Genomic DNA, 16,033 nt, shown 5'->3' on the forward strand with positions numbered 1-16,033 from the left:
GGTGGGCGATACTGGGTTCGAACCAGTGACCTCTTCGGTGTGAACGAAGCGCTCTCCCACTGAGCTAATCGCCCGGACGCAGGAAGAACATTACCCCATGTCAGGGGGTGCCTGTGACGCTCACTGGTCCTTGATCTTCCACGGCATGGTGATGCCGAACTTCCACAGGTAGATGCCGGCCAGCACGCCGATGATCACCAGCCCGACCGACGTCAGGATGATGTTGCGGCGCCGCACCTTGGGATCGAGGGCGCGCTGCGCCGCCTCGGTGACCTTCCGCTTGGTCCAGCGCAGCACCAGCTGGGCCCAGACGAACTCCGTCGCCCAGATCGCCATGCCGCCGAAGATCACGACCCACCCCGGTCCGGGCAGGGGCAGCATGATGATGCCGGTCACGACGACCGCGAGTCCGATGATGAAGACGCCGACCTGCCAGCTGAGGTGGAGCGCCCGGCGGGCCTTGATGAATTCCGGCGCACGCGAGCCGAGCCCGCGATCCTGCTCGCCGTGCGCCTCGCCCGTCCCCGTCTCGTTCGCCGCCACGGCCACCTCGGTCGGCTCGTTACTCCCCGTATTCATACGGGGAAACACTACCCGAGCGAAACCAGTCACCGGAATGGACGCAGGACACGAACGATCCCTCGGCCGGAAGAGTTACGTAAAGGCACGCAAAACACTCAGAGGGGTTTACAACGGCACCGTAGGTGGCATGTCGATTTCGCCGACGTGCGAATCCCCGAGCGCACACTGAGCGAAAGGCCCTGGCGCTTATGAACACCACGGTCAGCTGCGAGCTGCACCTGCGCCTCGTTGTGTCGAGCGAGTCCTCCCTGCCTGTCCCCGCAGGCCTGCGGTACGACACGGCCGACCCCTACGCCGTGCACGCCACCTTCCACACCGGAGCCGAGGAAACCGTCGAGTGGGTGTTCGCCCGCGACCTCCTCGCCGAGGGACTTCACCGCCCTACGGGCACCGGCGACGTCCGCGTCTGGCCGTCGCGCAGTCACGGGCAGGGCGTCGTGTGCATCGCCCTGAGCTCGCCGGAGGGCGAGGCCCTGCTGGAGGCCCCGGCACGGGCCCTGGAGTCCTTCCTGAAGCGGACCGACGCCGCCGTGCCGCCCGGCACGGAACACCGGCACTTCGACCTCGATCAGGAGCTCTCGCACATCCTGGCGGAAAGCTAGGGCGAGGCCCCCACAAAGCCGCCCGGCGCCGTCGACTCGGGGAGACGGCTCGGGCCCGGACAACCGCATACGGGATGACACCGGCGCCGGCACCGCGGATCACGCGGAACGGCGCCGGTTCGCGTGAGAGCGCCCTTGCCCCGGTGCGCCTCCCCCGTTGTCCGGCGCTCCGGTGCGCCTCCCCCGTTGTCCGGCGCTCCGGTGCCCCTCCACCGGAGCGCCGGACACAGGGAACCCCGGCGGACCGGCAGGCGTTGTATTCGAAGCCATGTGCGGGCATGAGGCGGTCCGGCGGAGGTGGAGCCGTTACCATCGGCCAGCATCGGCGGGCGCCCGCCCGACCCTCAGGCCAGGGAGCGAATCGTGCTGATCACCCACGACACCCGGTGCGCCCTCGACACCGTGGTCGATCTGGTGAACACCGCACCGGATGACGACACGGCTCCGGACGGGCTGCCGGACGTGGCGACCCTTGCGGACTTCGTGCGGAATCACGAGATCAGCGATGTCGGGGTGCTCTCGGACTTCGACCTCTCGGCGGTGCGCAAGATCCGCGGGTGCTTCGCCGCCGTCTTCGCCGCCCCGGACGCCCGTGCCGCGGCAGGGCAGATCAACGAGCTGGTCGCGGCGGCCGGCACCACGCCCCGGCTCACGGACCACGACGGCTACGACTGGCATGTGCACTACTTCGCGCCCGGCGCCTCCGTCGCCGATCATCTCGCCGCCGACTGCGGGATGGCGCTGGCGTTCTTCGTGGTCGCCGGGGAGCAGGAGCGGCTGCGGCGGTGCGAGGCACCTGACTGCCGGCGCGCCTTCGTCGACCTGTCCCGCAACCGCTCGCGGCGGTACTGCGACAGCCGCACCTGCGGAAACCGCCTGCACGTGGCCGCGTACCGGGCGCGCCGCAAGGAGGCGGCGGGCTGACATCGGGCCCCCGGGCCTCCGGGCCGCGGGGCTGTGGAGGATGGCGATGCCGACGCGGTCCCGGCGGGTGGCGCCGGGTACCGCGGGTAAGGCTCACAGCAGCAGCAGATCGTGCAACGAGGCCATGAGCAGCAGACTCCCGATCACCGCCAGGAAGATCATCAGCGGTGGCTGGGAGAGGGCGAAGAGGCAACCACGTGGCTCGTCCTGCCGGGGACGTGGCTCGTCCTGCGGCGGTGCGGGGTCGCTCTGTCTCGTCGTGTCCAGCATCTCGCGGCGATGATGACGCAGTCCCCCCACCGGGCGCGATCAGCGGCCTCGTTCCGTGCGGGAGTGCACCGATTCCGCGAGGTCCGGTTCGGGTTGTGATCACTTCCGCGCACCGGCGGACCCACTGTGACGATTCGGCCCCGGCGGGCCGCCTTCATATGCCGTGCTTCTTGAGGATGGCCTCGATGTCGCTGAAGTCGTCGTCGCGGGACGCCGGCGCGGGCTTCGCCGCCGGGCGGGAGCCCTGGCCGAGGGAAGGCGCCGAGGCGGCGGGGGCCACCGTGTCGGGCCGGTCGGCGGCGCGGGCCGCCGCCCTGCGCTCCTTGCGGGTACCGCCGCGACGGCGTTCCACGGCTCGTGTGGTCATGAAGAGCACCCAGGCGAGGCCGAGCACCCCGAACCCGGCCCAGGCCGCCGGGCTGAACGCGGTGTCGGCCAGCCACTCGACGACGCCCGTCATCACGAGGCCGATCGGGACGAGGGAGTAGGCCGCGATCCGGACCGCGGCGAGGTACCGCTTGCGGTACGCCGTGACGATCGCAAGGCCCAGGCCTGCCGCGGACACGGCGGAGCAGACGGTCTCGGCAATCATCCGGTCCTCCAGGCGTGGCGCGGTCGGGTCGGAGCACTTCGTCCCCTCCATCCTGCACCCGCCGCACCCCGGCGGGCCATGTTCCGGCCCGACATCAGGGACATCTCGGGGTCACCTCCTCCGCAGGTGCCGTGCGGGCCGCGCCCCGGCCGGGGCTGCTGGGAGACTGGAGGCATGAGTGACTCCTCCTCCGACCGTTCCGCCGCCCCCGTCCTCGAGGTCTGGTGCGACCTCCAGTGCCCGGACTGCCGTACCGCGCTGGACGATCTCCATGCCCTGCGCGCCCGCTACGGCGACCGTCTGGAGCTGCGGCTGCGGCACTTCCCGCTGGAGAAGAACAAGCACGCCTTCGCCGCCGCCCAGGCCGCGGAGGAGGCATGGGAGCAGGGCCGGGGGTGGCCGTACGCCGAGGCCCTGCTGGGGCGGGTCGAGGAGCTGGCCCGTAAGGGAGATCCCTTCCTGGTCGAGGTGGCCCGCGAGCTGGACCTGGACGCCGAGGAGTTCGACACCGCGCTCATCGACGGCCGGCACATCCTGATCGTGGACGCCGACCAGGCCGAGGGCAAGGCGATCGGGGTGACCGGCACCCCGACCTACGTCATCGGCGGGGAGCGGCTCGACGGCGGCAAGAGCCAGGAGGGGCTGCGCGCGCGGATCGAGGAGATCGCGGACCGGCTGCTGGCCGGGCAGGAGCGCTGATCCCCCTCACCCGGCCGTCGGCCACCGGGCCGCTACAGCAGCGGTTTGTACAGGGCGTACCGCTCGGTCTCGTAGCCGAGTGAGGCGTAGAGCCGTTCGGCCGGGGTGTTGCCCGAGAAGACGTTGAGGCCGAGGGTCCGCCTGCCCTCGGCGATGGTCTGGGCCTCGGCCAGCAGCATCAGGGTGCGGCCGTGGCCCTCCCCTCGGTGGGCGGCGTCGGTCTCGACGTCGAAGACGAAGGCGCTGCTCTCGCGCACCGCGAGCCACAGCGTTCCCACGGGCGTGCCCAGGTGTTCGACGACGCTGATGAGCATGCCCGGCGTGGCGAGGCCTTCGGGCAGCAGGGTCGCGTGGTCGCGCTCCGACTTGACCCGGGCCTCTGCCTGAGGGACGCCCCGGTCGATCCAGCTGCGCGCGTAGTCCGCCTTGCCCTTCTCCAGCCAGGGGCCGAACTCCGCCTCGGTCATGGGCCGGGCGCGGCTGCCCTCCGGCAGCTCCGGCGGGGTGTCGCCGAGCTGCTTCTCCATGCCGCGGTTGCGGACGACGTAGCCGAGCGCGGTGGCGAGCCGGAGTCCGGCCTCGGACGCGGCGGGGACGACCGCCTCGATGCGACGGCACCCCCAGCCGCGTGCCACCTCCTCGGCGGCGAGCGCGGCGACCGTGCCCCGGCCACGCCTGCGGTCGGCTTCGTCGATGTGCAGCTTCGTGATCCGGGCCACCGCGGTGCCGAAGACCGGATGCGTGTCGAGGTGTATCGCCCCCACGGGACGGCTGTTCACACAGACCTGGTAGCGGCGTGAGCGCGTCCCGTCGGCGTTCTGCTGAAGCGGCTCGGTCGGCCGCAGGGTCGTGGTCATCAGGGGTGTTCTACCCGCAACCACGGTCCCGGTCAGCCGAAAGCGCCGGGGCTGTCAGGGGTCGAGGTCGTGCCCCGCGCGCTCCTCGAAGATCCGCATGGCCTTGGCGGTCACCGGGCCCGGCGCGCCGGGCAGCTCGCGGCCGTCGACGCGGTGCACGGCCTGCACGTCCCGCAGGGTGGACGTCAGGAAGACCTCGTCGGCCCGCTCCAGGACGTCGAGCGGCAGGTCGGTCTCCTGGGCGCCGGTCCATTCGGCCGCGAGCGCACGCGTGATGCCCGCGAGGCAGCCGGAGGCGAGCGGCGGGGTGTGGATCTCGCCGTCGAGGACGACGAAGACGTTCGACCCGGTGCCCTCGCACAGCTGCCCCACCGTGTTGCCGAACAGCGCCTCGGACGCGCCCTGTTCACGGGCCCGGGCGAGAGCCACGACGTTCTCGGCGTACGAAGTGGTCTTGAGGCCGGTGAGCGCGCCGCGCTCGTTGCGGGTCCAGGGGACCGTGATCACGGCGGTGGAGTCGGGGCGGCGGGTCGTCTCGCCGAGGGCGACGACGAGGGTCGGACCGTGCTCACCGCGGTCGGATCCGAGGGGGCCGTGGCCGCCGGTGAAGGTGATGCGGAGGCGGCCGAGCGGCACGGGGTTGGCGTCGAGGACGGCGGCGCAGGCGCGGCGCACCTCGTCGTGGTCCGGATCCGGCAGGCCGAGGCCGCGCGCCGAGCGGGTCAGCCGGTCGAGGTGGCGGGTGAGCGCGAACGGCCGGCCGTCCACGGCCTTGACCGTCTCGAAGATGCCGTCGCCCACGGTCAGCCCGTGGTCGAAGACGGAGACGCGGGCGGACTCGGTGTCCTGCAACCCGCCGTCGAGCCAGATCTTCACGTCAGGTCCTCTCCACTCACCTCGTACGTTCCCGACGCTATCGCGAGCAGCCGGGCCGCCTTGAGCTCGGTCTCCCGCCACTCCCCCTCGGGATCCGAGCCCCACGTGATGCCGGCGCCGGTGCCGAAGCGCAGCACGCCGTCCGCACGGTCGATCCAGAAGGTGCGGATGCCGACGGCCAGCTCTCCGGTGCCCCGGTCGGCGTCGACCCAGCCGATCCCGCCGCAGTACGGCCCCCGGGGCGCCGTCTCCAGGACGTCGATGATCCGCAGGGCGCTGGACTTGGGCGCGCCCGTGACCGAGCCGGGCGGGAAGGCGGCGCCGAGCAGCTCGGCCCAGCCGGCCCCGTCCGCCAGCTCACCGCGGACCGTCGAGACGAGGTGGACCAGCCCGGGGTGCTTCTCGACGGCACACAGGTCGGGCACCGTCACGCTGCCCGTGGCGCACACCCGCCCGATGTCGTTGCGGACCAGGTCCACGATCATCACGTTCTCGGCGAAGTCCTTCTCCAGCAGGTCCGCCTCGGTACGGCCGGTGCCCTTGATCGGCCCGGACGCGACGACCCGGCCGTCGCGCCGCAGGAACAGTTCGGGGGAGGCCGTGGCGATCTCGACGCCGTGCTCGGGCAGGCGGATCGTTCCTGCATAGGGCGCCGGGTTGCCGCGGGCCAGCAGTGCGGTGAGGGCGTCCACGTCGGCGCCGGGGGCCACGGGCGCGGACAGCACCCGGCACAGGTTCGCCTGGTAGACCTCGCCGGCCGCGATGTGGGCGCGGATCCGCCGTACGGCGGCCGTGTACGCGGCGCGGTCGAGCGAGGACGTCCAGTCACCGGCGGCCGGGCCGCGCCATGCGCCGGGCACGGGGGCCGGCACGCCCGCCGTCCGGACCTCCGCGAAGCGGGCGCAGGTCAGACGGCCTTCGAAGTCGGCACAGACGGCCCAGAAGCCGCTGGATTCCAGGGCCTCGGGATCGTCGGTGACGTCGAGGAGTCCGGTGGCGACGCGGTCGCCGAAGCGGGCGAGAGGAGGGAGGTCGAGCACGCAGTCGAGTCTATGGCGGGGGCCCTACGGGTGACCGGGGGATGTCCTGCCGGGAAGTCCTGTGACGTCCTTGAGCAGGGGAAGCGCAGCACGCTGCACAAACGCGTTTTTGTACTGGCCCGGGAATCCGCTAGAGTTCAACACGTCGCCGGGCCGCGAGGGCGGACCGAAACGACAGGCGGACGTAGCTCAGTTGGTAGAGCGCAACCTTGCCAAGGTTGAGGTCGCGAGTTCGAACCTCGTCGTCCGCTCGAAGGAAGAGGGGGCTTCCCGGCCCCCTACACTCCTGGTGGAGTGGCCGAGAGGCGAGGCAACGGCCTGCAAAGCCGTCTACACGGGTTCAAATCCCGTCTCCACCTCCAAGGACGATTAGCTCAGCGGGAGAGCGCTTCCCTGACACGGAAGAGGTCACTGGTTCAATCCCAGTATCGTCCACTGGATCTCCCGAGATCCCGACCCGCGCGATTAGCTCAGCGGGAGAGCGCTTCCCTGACACGGAAGAGGTCACTGGTTCAATCCCAGTATCGCGCACGCAGTGCCCATGATCCGCCACAGTCGGTGGTCATGGCCCCGAGGACGATTAGCTCAGCGGGAGAGCGCTTCCCTGACACGGAAGAGGTCACTGGTTCAATCCCAGTATCGTCCACGCACGAGAAGCCCCCGGCCGTTCGCGGCCGGGGGCTTCTGTGATGTCACGGCTCAGGACGAGAACAGCATGTGGCCGAAGCTCTTGTTGCGGTGGTGACCGGGGTGGCCGTGGTGACCGTGGCCGCCGTGCGGAGCACCCCATGCGGGGGCCGGAGGGGCGGGGTAGGCCTGCGGGGCGGGCGGGGGCGGCGGGGCGCCCTGGGACCACTGGGCCTCCAGGCGGGTCAGCGACTCCAGCTCGCCGTAGTCGAGAAAGATCCCGCGGCACCCGCTGCACTGCTCGATCTGGACACCGTTGCGGTTGTACGTGTGCATCGGCGCACGGCACTTCGGACACTGCATGGTCGTTCAACTCCTCGCCGGTCGGTCCTGCTTCACATCTCGCCAGGACAGACTCTGTCCCGCTGTGCTCGGTTGCACCCTACTTCGCGTACTCCTGCACCAACTGGGGCGGGACGGCAGCCATTCGGCCACAGGCCTCCACGACCGACTGCTCCACCTCGTCCAGCGGGCGGCCGGCCGCGACCGCCTTGGCCACGGCCCGGGCCGCGGTCTGCGCGGTGAGGGCACGCGCGGGGACGTCGAGGGCGGGCCAGGGGTCACCCTCGGCCGGGACGGCCGGGCCTCCCGCCTCCCGGTAGGCGGCGAGGAACCGGGCCCATGCGCCGGGCGGGAGCAGACCGCAGGCGTACCAGGCGGCGGGACGCGCGAGGTCCCAGGCGGGGACGCCGACGCCGAGGTCGTCCACGTCTATCAGCAGCCAGGGCCCGTCGGCGGCGGGGTGCCGTACGAGTTGGCCGAGGTGGAGGTCGCCGTGGCAGAGGGTGCCGGAGTGCGGCATCGGCGCCTCGGCCCGGGCCCAGGGCGGGAGGGTGGCCCAGGCGCGCAGGACGGGTGCGAGCGCCGGGTGCGGGCCGGCCTCTCGGAGCCGGGCGACGGCGCGGGCCGCTTTGGCCGGGCCGCGCATGACCGGCAGGCCCTGAGGGGCCGGGCTGCGGTGCAGGCGGGCGAGGAGTGCGGCGGCGGCTTCCCAGGGTGCGGCGTCCGGGTCGTCGGGATCCACCGGGGTGCCGTACGGCCAGAACGTCACCAGGCGGCCGTGCAGGTCGACCGGGGCGGGATCCAGTGGGGGCAGGAGGATGCCGGGGCGGCGGGCGGCAAGGGTGAGGCGGCTCGTGAGCTCGGCGGGGGTCGCATCCGGGGGGTGGGCCTTCGCGACGGTGTCCGCATGGCGTACGACGGTGCCGTCCGGGCGGTCCGCGAGCGTGGCCACGCCGCAGGGGCAGACCGGTGAGCGGGCGTGGGCGGCGGCTCGGGCCCGGGCGGTGAGACCGGCCAGGAGCGGACCGGGGGCGGAGTTCACCGGGTGAGAGTACGCGCAGAGGGGACCGGGTCCCAGGGGGCGGGTCCGTTGCGGGTGCTCAGCGCTCGGGCACAGCAATGCCGGCGCAGCTCCCCAGCTGCGCCGGCATTTTGTGCCGTCCGCCGCACCCCCGTCCCCACGGGGTTTCATGGTCGGGATGTCCCCGCCCGGACCGCTCTTCCGGGCCTGGGGTCGCCGCTCAGCGCCCCAGCATCTCGCCCACGGACGACGCCTGTGTGGCCACTGTCTCCCACCCGTCGAAGACGAGGAGGAGCAGGACCGCCAGGGGAAGGGCCATCAGGGTCGCCACCAGCGGGTGACGACGGCCCTGGCGGCGGGGGCGGGACGCGGCGGCGTACGCCTTGCGTCCCTCCTCGCGGAGCAGTGTCCGCGGAGCCGTCTGGGCCATGGCCCCTCTCCTGACCTGTATCGGTTGTCGTTGGCAGCGGCGGGCGTCTGACCTCGGGGGACGAGTGCTGCACCCGCCGCTTGACCTCAAATCTAGGCGTCCGGCCCTCTGCCGGCGTCATGCCCTCGTACCGATTGCCGGGCCTCCCGGAGGATGAGCCGCCACCTGCGACGTACTCCCCTGGGTGGAGACGGGGACACGGGTCTCAGGGTCTTCCCCCACGGGGCGACCGGTTCACCCTTCTTTGTCCGAGCTCTCCTCTCGCGGAATCGGCTGTTCCACCAGGGCCAGCACCCGATTCGCCATGAAGCGGGCGGTACGCACGACCGTGCCGCTACGGGTGACTTCGCTCACTTCCACGACACCTCGGCGGACCGCCGTCTCCACCCTGCGGCCCGCCCTGCTCGCCACGACCTCGTAGGTGCGCGTCGTGTCCCCCGCATCCACGACTATCTCCACACGATCACCCTTCACAGGACCAATCCCCCTTCTGCGACGGGTGGTTGGGATCACTCACCGCGCGAAGTCCGCCTCTTCGCGCCCTCCCTGACCACCTTTCAAGTCTCCCACCCACCACTGACAATCCATCACCCTGAGAGGGCGCGGCCTCTGCGCGCGGGCGGCCGTGGAAACGTAAGCTGTGGCTCGTCACAGGACCGGGCAGCGGGGATGAACATGGCGATGATGCGCCTGAGGCGCGAGGACCCGCGCGTCGTCGGCTCGTTCAAGCTTCACAGACGGCTCGGCGCGGGCGGGATGGGCGTGGTCTACCTGGGCTCCGACAAGAAGGGGCAGCGGGTCGCGCTCAAGGTCATCCGCCCCGACCTGGCGGAGGACCAGGAGTTCCGCTCGCGGTTCGCCCGTGAGGTGTCGGCGGCGCGGCGGATCCGCGGCGGCTGCACGGCCCGGCTGGTGGCCGCCGACCTCGACGCGGACCGGCCCTGGTTCGCCACCCAGTACGTGCCCGGCCCCTCCCTGCACGACAAGGTCGCGGCCGAGGGCCCGCTCGGCGCGGCCGACGTCGCGGCCGTCGGCGCCGCCCTGTCGGAGGGCCTCGTCGCGGTGCACGAGGCCGGGGTGGTGCACCGGGACCTGAAGCCGTCCAACATCCTGCTGTCCCCGAAGGGGCCGCGGATCATCGACTTCGGCATCGCCTGGGCGACCGGCGCCTCGACGCTCACCCATGTCGGCACGGCGGTCGGCTCCCCCGGCTTCCTCGCGCCGGAGCAGGTGCGCGGGGCCGCCGTCACACCGGCCACGGACGTGTTCTCGCTCGGTGCCACGCTCGCGTACTCGTCCATGGGCGACTCGCCCTTCGGGCACGGCAGTTCCGAGGTGATGCTGTACCGCGTGGTGCACGAGGAGCCGCAGCTGCACGGCGTGCCCGACGCGTTGGCCCCGCTCGTCCGGGCGTGCCTGGCGAAGGACCCCGAGGAGCGGCCCAGCACGCTCCAACTGTCCCTGCGGCTCAAGGAGATCGCGGCCCGGGAGTCCCAGGACCTCGCCGGGGTCCGGCCGCCCGCGCCCCGCGGCGCCGAGGCCGAGCGGCTCGCCGACACCTACCCCGAGCGCACCCGGCGTCCGCAGGGGCAGCAGGGGGCGGGGACGTCCGGGGCGCAGCGGGGCCGGGGCACTCCCCCACCGCGCGGGTCGGCTCCCTCCCGGGACGGCCATCCCTCGCCGGACGGCCCGGCCTCCCAGAGCGGGACCGGTGGGCGCGGCGGAGCCCGGCCGGGCGGAAGCGGGAACCGGTCGACGGGGGGCGGAAACCGCGGCAGGACTCCGGTGCGCGGCTCCGGTGCCCCGCGCGGCGGCACCCCGTCGCGGTCCGGGTCGCGGCCGACGCCCACCACCGGGCGCAACGGGACGCGGTCGGGCAGCGGCAGCCGCCCCGCCCCGCACAGCGGCACCGGGCGTCCGGCGCCCCGGAGCACGGGGACCGGGCTGCGGCCCGCCAATCCCCGGTTGCTGCGGCAGCGGCTGTTCGTGTTCGTCGTCGTGACGCTGCTGGTGGCGGTCGGAATCGCGCTGGTCCAGGGCTGTCAGGGTCCGGCGCGGGGGCTCGGCGGTGACGGGGGCGGGGCACGGCAGGAGCGTGTCCAGCAGTACGACCACCCCCGGGATTTCTAGCCGTGTGACGAGGGCCCGCCGCCCGGCGGGGGCGTCAGAGCTCCGGCAGGACCCGCTCGAAGAACTCGCGGTCGCCGGCGAACACGGGGTCGAGGGCCAGGAACTGCCGCGGGGTGACCCAGCGGGCCTCGGCGACCTCGTGCGGGTCGGGGACCACCTCGCCCGTGTCGGCGCGGGCGGTCCACCAGTGGAGACGGAAGCGGTGGTCGTCGGTCTCCGACTCCCAGACCTTCGCCTGAGGTACGACGGTGAGGCCGACCTCCTCGCGGACCTCCCGGACGACCGCCTGCTCCTGGGTCTCGCCCGGCTCGACCTTGCCGCTGAGCGGCTGCCAGTAGCCGGGGCGGGCGACCCCGGGGCCACGCCGGATCGCGAGCAGGCGCTCACCGCGCAGAAGTACCGCCACGACGGCCTCACGCTGCTCCACGAGGCCCCCTACACCTGGGGCCGGCCGGTGGCCACGGCGTAGAAGGCGACGGCCGCGGCCGCGCCGACGTTGAGGGAGTCGACGCCGTGGGACATGGGGATGCGGACCCATTCGTCGGCGGCGACCAGGGCCTGGGTGGACAGGCCGTCGCCCTCCGCGCCGAGCATGAGGGCGACGCGGTCCATGGTGTGCGGGGCGGCCTCGTCGAGGGGCCGGGCCTTCTCGTCGGGGGTGAGGGCGAGGAGGGTGAAGCCCGCCTCGCGGACCGATTCCAGGCCCTTGGGCCAGGTGTCCAGACGGGCGTAGGGGACGGAGAAGACCGCACCCATGGAGACCTTCACGCTGCGGCGGTAGAGGGGGTCGGCGCAGTCCGGGGAGAGCAGGACGGCGTCCATGCCGAGGGCGGCGGCCGAGCGGAAGATGGCGCCGATGTTGGTGTGGTCGTTGACCGACTCCATGATGACGACCCGGCGGGTGGTCCGCAGGAGGTCGGCGGCGGTGGGCAGGGGCTTGCGCTGCATGGAGGCGAGCGCGCCGCGGTGCACGTGGTAGCCGGTGACCTGCTCGGCGAGCTCCGGGCTGACGGCGTAGACCGGGGCGGGCAGTTCGTCGATGACGTCGCGCATCACGTCGACCCACTTGGCCGAGAGCAGCATGGACCGCATCTCGTAGCCGGCTTCCTTGGCCCTTCTGATGACCTTCTCGCCCTCGGCGATGAACAGGCCCTCGGCGGGTTCGCGCTTGCGGCGCAACTCCACGTCGGTCAGGCCGGTGTAGTCGCGCAGACGCGGGTCGTCGGGATCCTCGACGGTGATGAGATCGGCCACAGGGTGATACTGCCTTGTCCTGGGTGCGGTGCCAACGGCTCGGTACGGGTTGTGTTACCCGGGGTTACTTTCCGGGTGCGGGGGTCGCGGGCCCGACCGTCACGACCTCGCCGATGACGATGACCGCCGGGGGCTTCACCTCCGCGGTCCGCACGGTCTCGGCGACCGTCGCCAGCGTGGCGTCGACGCGGCGCTGGCCGGCGGTCGTGCCTTCCTGGACCAGGGCGACGGGTGCGTCCGGGGACTTGCCGTGGGCGATGAGGGTCTCGGCGACCTTGCCGATCGTGCTGACGCCCATGAGGATCACCAGCGTGCCGGTCAGCTTGGCCAGGGAGGGCCAGTCGACCAGGGAGCGCTCGTCGTCGGGGGCGATGTGGCCGCTGACCACGGTGAACTCGTGGGCGACACCCCGGTGGGTCACCGGGATGCCGGCGGCGCCCGGAACCGAGATGGAGCTGGAGATCCCGGGCACGACCGTGCACGGGATGCCGGCCTCGGCCAGGGCCTGGACCTCCTCCATGCCGCGACCGTAGACGAAGGGGTCGCCGCCCTTGAGCCGGACGACCGACTTGCCCTTGCGGGCGTGCTCGATCAGGGCCTCGTTGATGGCTTCCTGGGCCATGAAACGGCCGAAGGGCAGCTTCGCCGCGTCGATCACCTCGACGCCCGGGGACAGTTCGGCGAGCAGGTCGCGCGGGCCGAGGTGGTCGGTAATGACCACGTCGGCCTCGGCGAGCAGACGGCGGCCGCGCACGGTGATCAGGTCCGGATCGCCGGGCCCGCCGCCGACCAGGGCGACGCCGGGGGTGCGGGTGCGGTGGTGCGGGGCGACGAGCGTGCCGTCGCGCAGGCCCTCGACGACCGCGTCGCGGATGGCTGCGGTGTGGCGGGGGTCGCGTCCCTTGGCGTCCGTGGTGAGGACGGCGACCGTGACGCCTTCGCTGTGACCGGTGGCCGGGGTCCAGGCGGTGGCCCGGTCGGCGTCGTCGGAGCGGACGCACCAGACGCGGTGGCGCTCGGCCTCGGCGGAGGCGGCGGTGTTGGCGTCGGGGTCACTGGTGGCGATGAGGGCGTACCAGGCGTCCGCGAGGTCGCCCTCCGCGTACGGGCGCCGGTGCCAGGTGATCTCGCCGGCGTCCGCCATGGCCTCGACCGAGGGGGTGGCCTCGGGGGACACCAGGAGGACGTCCGCGCCCGCCGCGATCAGTGCCGGGAGGCGGCGCTGGGCGACCTGGCCGCCGCCGAGGACGACCACGCGACGGCCGGTGAGGCGGAGGCCTACGGGGTAGGCGGGGTGTTCGGCCATGAGGTGCGGCTCCTGTTGCGGCGGAGTTCGATGCCCTGACGTGCGGATTTTAGTGGGCAGGGGGGAGGGCGGCGCGGGTGGTCCAGTGGCTGGGCACCCCGCCCGTCTGCCGGGGCGTGGCCGTGGGCGGTCGTTCCGTCGTGCGGGAACGGCCGCCCACGGCATCACGTCGGCTGCGGGAGCCCTACTTCTCGGTGACTCCCGCCGAATCGAACGTCGCCACCTCGTGCATGGCCCTGGCCGTGCTCTGGACCAGCGGGAGGGCGAGCAGGGCACCGGTGCCCTCGCCGAGGCGGAGGTCGAGGTCGACCAGGGGACGCAGGCCCAGCTTGTTGAGGGCGGCGACGTGGCCCGGCTCGGCGCTGCGGTGGCCAGCGATGCAGGCGGCCAGGACCTCGGGGGCGATCGCCCGGGCGACCAGCGCGGCGGCTCCGGCGCTGACGCCGTCCAGGATCACCGGCGTCCGCAGGGAGGCACCGCCGAGGAGGAGGCCGACGATGGCGGCGTGCTCGAAGCCGCCGATCGCGGCGAGCACGCCGATCGGGTCGGCCGGATCCGGCTGGTGGAGCTCCAGCGCACGGCGCACGACCTCGGTCTTGCGGGCGAGGGTCTCGTCGTTGATGCCGGTGCCCCGGCCCGTCACCTCGGCCGGGTCGGCGCCCGTGAAGACGGAGATCAGGGCGGCGGACGCCGTGGTGTTCGCGATGCCCATCTCGCCGGTCAGCAGCGCCTTGTTGCCGGCGGCGACCAGGTCGCGGGCGGTCTCGATGCCGACCTCGATGGCCTGCCGGGCCTCCTCGCGGGTCATCGAGGGGCCGGTCGTCATGTCGGACGTGCCGGCCCGGATCTTGCGGGGCAGCAGGCCCGGGGTGGCCGGGAGGTCGGCGGCGACGCCCACGTCCACGATGCAGACCTCGGCACCGACCTGGGTGGCGAAGGCGTTGCAGACGGCACCGCCGCCGAGGAAGTTGGCCACCATCTGGGCCGTGACCTCCTGCGGCCAGGGGGTGACGCCCTGGGCGTGCACTCCGTGGTCGCCGGCGAAGATGGCGACGGCCGCGGGCTCCGGGATGGGCGGCGGGCACTGGCGGGACAGGCCGGACAGCTGCGCGGAGATGATCTCCAGCATGCCCAGCGCGCCGGCCGGCTTGGTCATACGCTTCTGGCGCTCCCACGCCTCGCCGAGCGCCTTGGCGTCCAGCGGGCGGATCTGCGCGACGGTCTCGGCGAGCAGGTCGTGGGGTTCCTCTCCGGGCAGGGCACGGCGGCCGTATGTCTCTTCGTGCACGACCCAGGACAAGGGGCGGCGCTTGGACCAGCCGGCCTGCAACAGCTCGGGCTCGTCCGGGAACTCGTCGACGTAGCCGACGCACAGGTAGGCGATGATCTCCAGGTGCTCGGGCAGGCCGAGGGCGCGCACCATCTCGCGCTCGTCGAAGAAGCTGACCCAGCCGACGCCGAGGCCCTCGGCGCGGGCGGCGAGCCACAGGTTCTCCACGGCCAGGGCGGCCGAGTACGGGGCCATCTGGGGCTGGGTGTGGCGGCCGAGGGTGTGCCGGCCGCCACGGGTCGGGTCCGCGGTGACCACGATGTTCACCGGCGTGTCGAGGATGGCCTCGATCTTCAGTTCCTTGAACTGCTTGGCCCGGCCCTTCGGGAGGGACTTCGCGTAGGCGTCGCGCTGGCGCATGGCCAGTTCGTGCATCGCGCGCCGGGTGTCGGCGGAGCGGATGACGACGAAGTCCCAGGGCTGCGAGTGGCCGACGGAGGGCGCGTGGTGGGCGGCCTCCAGGACGCGGAGCAGCACCTCGTGCGGGATGGGGTCGCTGCGGAAGCCGTTGCGGATGTCACGGCGCTCGCGCATGACCTTCAGGACGGCCTCGCGCTCGGCGGGGTCGTAACCGGGGGCCGCGGGGCCGCTGGACTGTCGGGCTTCTGCCACTGCGGCCGCACTCTCTTCTCGGCGTTCCTGGTCGTCGATGTCTTCCTGTTCGGCGGCCCGGGTGTCCAGGTCGTCGGCGTTCTGGGCGAGTTCGGCGTCGCCGTCGCGGGGAGCCGGGACCGTGGCCGCCGGTGCGGCTGCGGGGGGCTCCGGCGTCTCGGGCTCCGCCGGCTGGGACCGCTGCGGGCCCTGCACGGGGTGTCCGCCCTGTCCGGCCTGCTCCGCCTGCTCTTCCGCGGCCGGGGCGGGGAGTACGACGGTGACGTCCTCGCCGGGCGCCGGGGCGCCGGGGGCGGTTCCCTGCGGGGCGGGGGCGGGGGCGGCTGCGACCGGTTCGGGGGCCGGGGCCGCCGGCGCTCCGGCGGCGGGGGCAGGCACGGGGGCCTCGGAGGCCTCGGAGGCCGAGGGCGCCTCGGGTGCCTGAGCGGGTGCGGCGGCCTCGGTGGTCGTCGGTTCCGGGGCGGGCTGAGCCGGGGTGGTCGTCTCCGGGGTGGAGGCGGCGTCCGCGTCAGCCGGCGCGGCGGCCCGGGCTGCCGGGT

At 72.9% G+C, this 16,033-nt stretch carries 18 protein-coding genes and 6 tRNA genes; 9 read left to right on the plus strand and 15 right to left on the minus strand.

The genetic code is table 11. From position 1 onward, the window contains the following. Positions 1–2: 2 nt before the first annotated feature. Positions 3–74 (minus strand) — tRNA-Val (locus GTY56_RS36630). A 46-nt stretch (positions 75–120) separates the two neighbouring features. After that, positions 121–579: a TIGR02611 family protein gene (locus tag GTY56_RS36635; protein WP_161363987.1), complete on the minus strand. Its 459-nt coding sequence runs from the start codon at positions 577–579 to the stop codon at positions 121–123. A 191-nt stretch (positions 580–770) separates the two neighbouring features. On the opposite strand from GTY56_RS36635, the gene GTY56_RS36640 reads away from it, so the two are divergent. Next, a complete protein-coding gene (locus GTY56_RS36640) occupies positions 771–1,184 on the plus strand; it encodes an SsgA family sporulation/cell division regulator (RefSeq protein ID WP_004002642.1) in 414 nt (137 codons plus the stop codon). A 363-nt stretch (positions 1,185–1,547) separates the two neighbouring features. Next, positions 1,548–2,108 (plus strand): CGNR zinc finger domain-containing protein, encoded by a 561-nt coding sequence (locus GTY56_RS36645; RefSeq protein WP_161369585.1) that lies wholly within the window; start codon positions 1,548–1,550, stop codon positions 2,106–2,108. Positions 2,109–2,201: 93 nt separating this feature from the next. Here the strand turns inward: GTY56_RS36645 and GTY56_RS40210 are convergent, their stop codons facing one another. Continuing rightward, positions 2,202–2,378, minus strand: a complete 177-nt coding sequence (locus tag GTY56_RS40210) for a hypothetical protein (protein WP_202511221.1) — start codon at positions 2,376–2,378, stop codon at positions 2,202–2,204. Positions 2,379–2,532: 154 nt separating this feature from the next. Continuing rightward, positions 2,533–2,970, minus strand: coding sequence for a hypothetical protein (locus GTY56_RS36650; protein ID WP_161369586.1), 438 nt, complete (start codon positions 2,968–2,970; stop codon positions 2,533–2,535). A 174-nt stretch (positions 2,971–3,144) separates the two neighbouring features. Here GTY56_RS36650 and GTY56_RS36655 point away from each other — a divergent pair, with 174 nt between their 5' ends. Continuing rightward, entirely contained in the window at positions 3,145–3,669 is a 525-nt protein-coding gene (locus tag GTY56_RS36655) for a DsbA family protein (protein ID WP_161369587.1), read from the plus strand. A 32-nt stretch (positions 3,670–3,701) separates the two neighbouring features. Here the strand turns inward: GTY56_RS36655 and GTY56_RS36660 are convergent, their stop codons facing one another. Genes GTY56_RS36660 through GTY56_RS36670 form a run of 3 tightly spaced genes read right to left on the minus strand, consistent with a single transcriptional unit; the run spans position 3,702 to position 6,442 of the window. Beyond that, entirely contained in the window at positions 3,702–4,526 is an 825-nt protein-coding gene (locus GTY56_RS36660) for a GNAT family N-acetyltransferase (protein ID WP_161369588.1), read from the minus strand. A gap of 54 nt (positions 4,527–4,580) precedes the next feature. Continuing rightward, positions 4,581–5,402: an aminotransferase class IV gene (locus GTY56_RS36665; RefSeq protein WP_161369589.1), complete on the minus strand. Its 822-nt coding sequence runs from the start codon at positions 5,400–5,402 to the stop codon at positions 4,581–4,583. Then, positions 5,399–6,442, minus strand: coding sequence for a chorismate-binding protein (locus GTY56_RS36670; RefSeq protein ID WP_161369590.1), 1,044 nt, complete (start codon positions 6,440–6,442; stop codon positions 5,399–5,401). Before GTY56_RS36670 ends, GTY56_RS36665 begins: the two co-directional genes overlap by 4 nt. A 178-nt stretch (positions 6,443–6,620) precedes the next feature. On the opposite strand from GTY56_RS36670, the gene GTY56_RS36675 reads away from it, so the two are divergent. The 5 genes from GTY56_RS36675 (at position 6,621) to GTY56_RS36695 (ending at position 7,088) form a co-directional block, all read left to right on the plus strand. After that, positions 6,621–6,693 (plus strand) — tRNA-Gly (locus GTY56_RS36675). A gap of 37 nt (positions 6,694–6,730) precedes the next feature. Further along, positions 6,731–6,804, plus strand: a tRNA-Cys gene (locus GTY56_RS36680). Position 6,805: 1 nt separating this feature from the next. Then, positions 6,806–6,877 (plus strand) — tRNA-Val (locus GTY56_RS36685). A 24-nt stretch (positions 6,878–6,901) separates the two neighbouring features. Then, positions 6,902–6,973: transfer RNA gene (locus tag GTY56_RS36690), tRNA-Val, on the plus strand. 43 nt (positions 6,974–7,016) lie between these two features. Beyond that, positions 7,017–7,088: transfer RNA gene (locus GTY56_RS36695), tRNA-Val, on the plus strand. A gap of 53 nt (positions 7,089–7,141) precedes the next feature. Here GTY56_RS36695 and GTY56_RS36700 read toward each other — a convergent pair. The 4 genes from GTY56_RS36700 to GTY56_RS36715 all read right to left on the minus strand — a co-directional run bounded on the left by GTY56_RS36700 (position 7,142) and on the right by GTY56_RS36715 (position 9,336). Then, entirely contained in the window at positions 7,142–7,432 is a 291-nt protein-coding gene (locus GTY56_RS36700; protein ID WP_161369591.1) for a TFIIB-type zinc ribbon-containing protein, read from the minus strand. Positions 7,433–7,511: 79 nt separating this feature from the next. Next, on the minus strand, positions 7,512–8,453 hold the full coding sequence (locus tag GTY56_RS36705; protein ID WP_346345664.1) for a phosphotransferase family protein: 942 nt from the start codon (positions 8,451–8,453) through the stop codon (positions 7,512–7,514). A 199-nt stretch (positions 8,454–8,652) separates the two neighbouring features. Continuing rightward, positions 8,653–8,862 carry a hypothetical protein gene (locus GTY56_RS36710; RefSeq protein WP_161369593.1) on the minus strand — a complete coding sequence of 70 codons (210 nt, stop codon included), beginning with the start codon at positions 8,860–8,862 and terminating at the stop codon, positions 8,653–8,655. 234 nt (positions 8,863–9,096) lie between these two features. Next, positions 9,097–9,336: a DUF8836 family protein gene (locus tag GTY56_RS36715; RefSeq protein WP_031112035.1), complete on the minus strand. Its 240-nt coding sequence runs from the start codon at positions 9,334–9,336 to the stop codon at positions 9,097–9,099. Positions 9,337–9,531: 195 nt separating this feature from the next. Between GTY56_RS36715 and GTY56_RS36720 the strand changes: the two genes are divergently transcribed. After that, positions 9,532–10,992, plus strand: a complete 1,461-nt coding sequence (locus GTY56_RS36720; protein WP_161369594.1) for a serine/threonine-protein kinase — start codon at positions 9,532–9,534, stop codon at positions 10,990–10,992. A gap of 34 nt (positions 10,993–11,026) precedes the next feature. Here GTY56_RS36720 and GTY56_RS36725 read toward each other — a convergent pair whose 3' ends face one another. The 4 genes from GTY56_RS36725 to cobT form a co-directional block, all read right to left on the minus strand. After that, on the minus strand, positions 11,027–11,419 hold the full coding sequence (locus GTY56_RS36725) for an NUDIX domain-containing protein (RefSeq protein WP_161369595.1): 393 nt from the start codon (positions 11,417–11,419) through the stop codon (positions 11,027–11,029). Between the two features lie 8 nt (positions 11,420–11,427). Continuing rightward, positions 11,428–12,246, minus strand: a complete 819-nt coding sequence (locus GTY56_RS36730; protein ID WP_161369596.1) for a TrmH family RNA methyltransferase — start codon at positions 12,244–12,246, stop codon at positions 11,428–11,430. 64 nt (positions 12,247–12,310) lie between these two features. Then, complete coding sequence (gene cobA, locus GTY56_RS36735; RefSeq protein WP_161369597.1) at positions 12,311–13,552, minus strand: uroporphyrinogen-III C-methyltransferase; 1,242 nt, start codon at positions 13,550–13,552, stop codon at positions 12,311–12,313. A gap of 184 nt (positions 13,553–13,736) precedes the next feature. Next, on the minus strand, positions 13,737–16,033 hold a 2,297-nt coding region (gene cobT / locus GTY56_RS36740), incomplete at its 5' end, for a nicotinate-nucleotide--dimethylbenzimidazole phosphoribosyltransferase (protein ID WP_237525195.1).

Origin of the sequence: Streptomyces sp. SID5643 (assembly GCF_009872555.1) — a bacterium.
Classification (GTDB): Bacteria; Actinomycetota; Actinomycetes; order Streptomycetales; family Streptomycetaceae; genus Streptomyces; species Streptomyces iakyrus.

Bases quoted from the DNA above. Each gene is read 5' to 3' on its own strand.
- GTY56_RS36650 (WP_161369586.1), bottom strand. From the start codon at position 2,970: ATGATTGCCGAGACCGTCTGCTCCGCCGTGTCCGCGGCAGGCCTGGGC.
- GTY56_RS36655 (WP_161369587.1), top strand. From the start codon at position 3,145: ATGAGTGACTCCTCCTCCGACCGTTCCGCCGCCCCCGTCCTCGAGGTC.
- GTY56_RS36640 (WP_004002642.1), top strand. From the start codon at position 771: ATGAACACCACGGTCAGCTGCGAGCTGCACCTGCGCCTCGTTGTGTCG.
- GTY56_RS36635 (WP_161363987.1), bottom strand. From the start codon at position 579: ATGAATACGGGGAGTAACGAGCCGACCGAGGTGGCCGTGGCGGCGAAC.
- cobA (WP_161369597.1), bottom strand. From the start codon at position 13,552: ATGGCCGAACACCCCGCCTACCCCGTAGGCCTCCGCCTCACCGGCCGT.
- GTY56_RS36700 (WP_161369591.1), bottom strand. From the start codon at position 7,432: ATGCAGTGTCCGAAGTGCCGTGCGCCGATGCACACGTACAACCGCAAC.
- GTY56_RS40210 (WP_202511221.1), bottom strand. From the start codon at position 2,378: ATGCTGGACACGACGAGACAGAGCGACCCCGCACCGCCGCAGGACGAG.
- GTY56_RS36660 (WP_161369588.1), bottom strand. From the start codon at position 4,526: ATGACCACGACCCTGCGGCCGACCGAGCCGCTTCAGCAGAACGCCGAC.
- GTY56_RS36720 (WP_161369594.1), top strand. From the start codon at position 9,532: ATGAACATGGCGATGATGCGCCTGAGGCGCGAGGACCCGCGCGTCGTC.
- GTY56_RS36710 (WP_161369593.1), bottom strand. From the start codon at position 8,862: ATGGCCCAGACGGCTCCGCGGACACTGCTCCGCGAGGAGGGACGCAAG.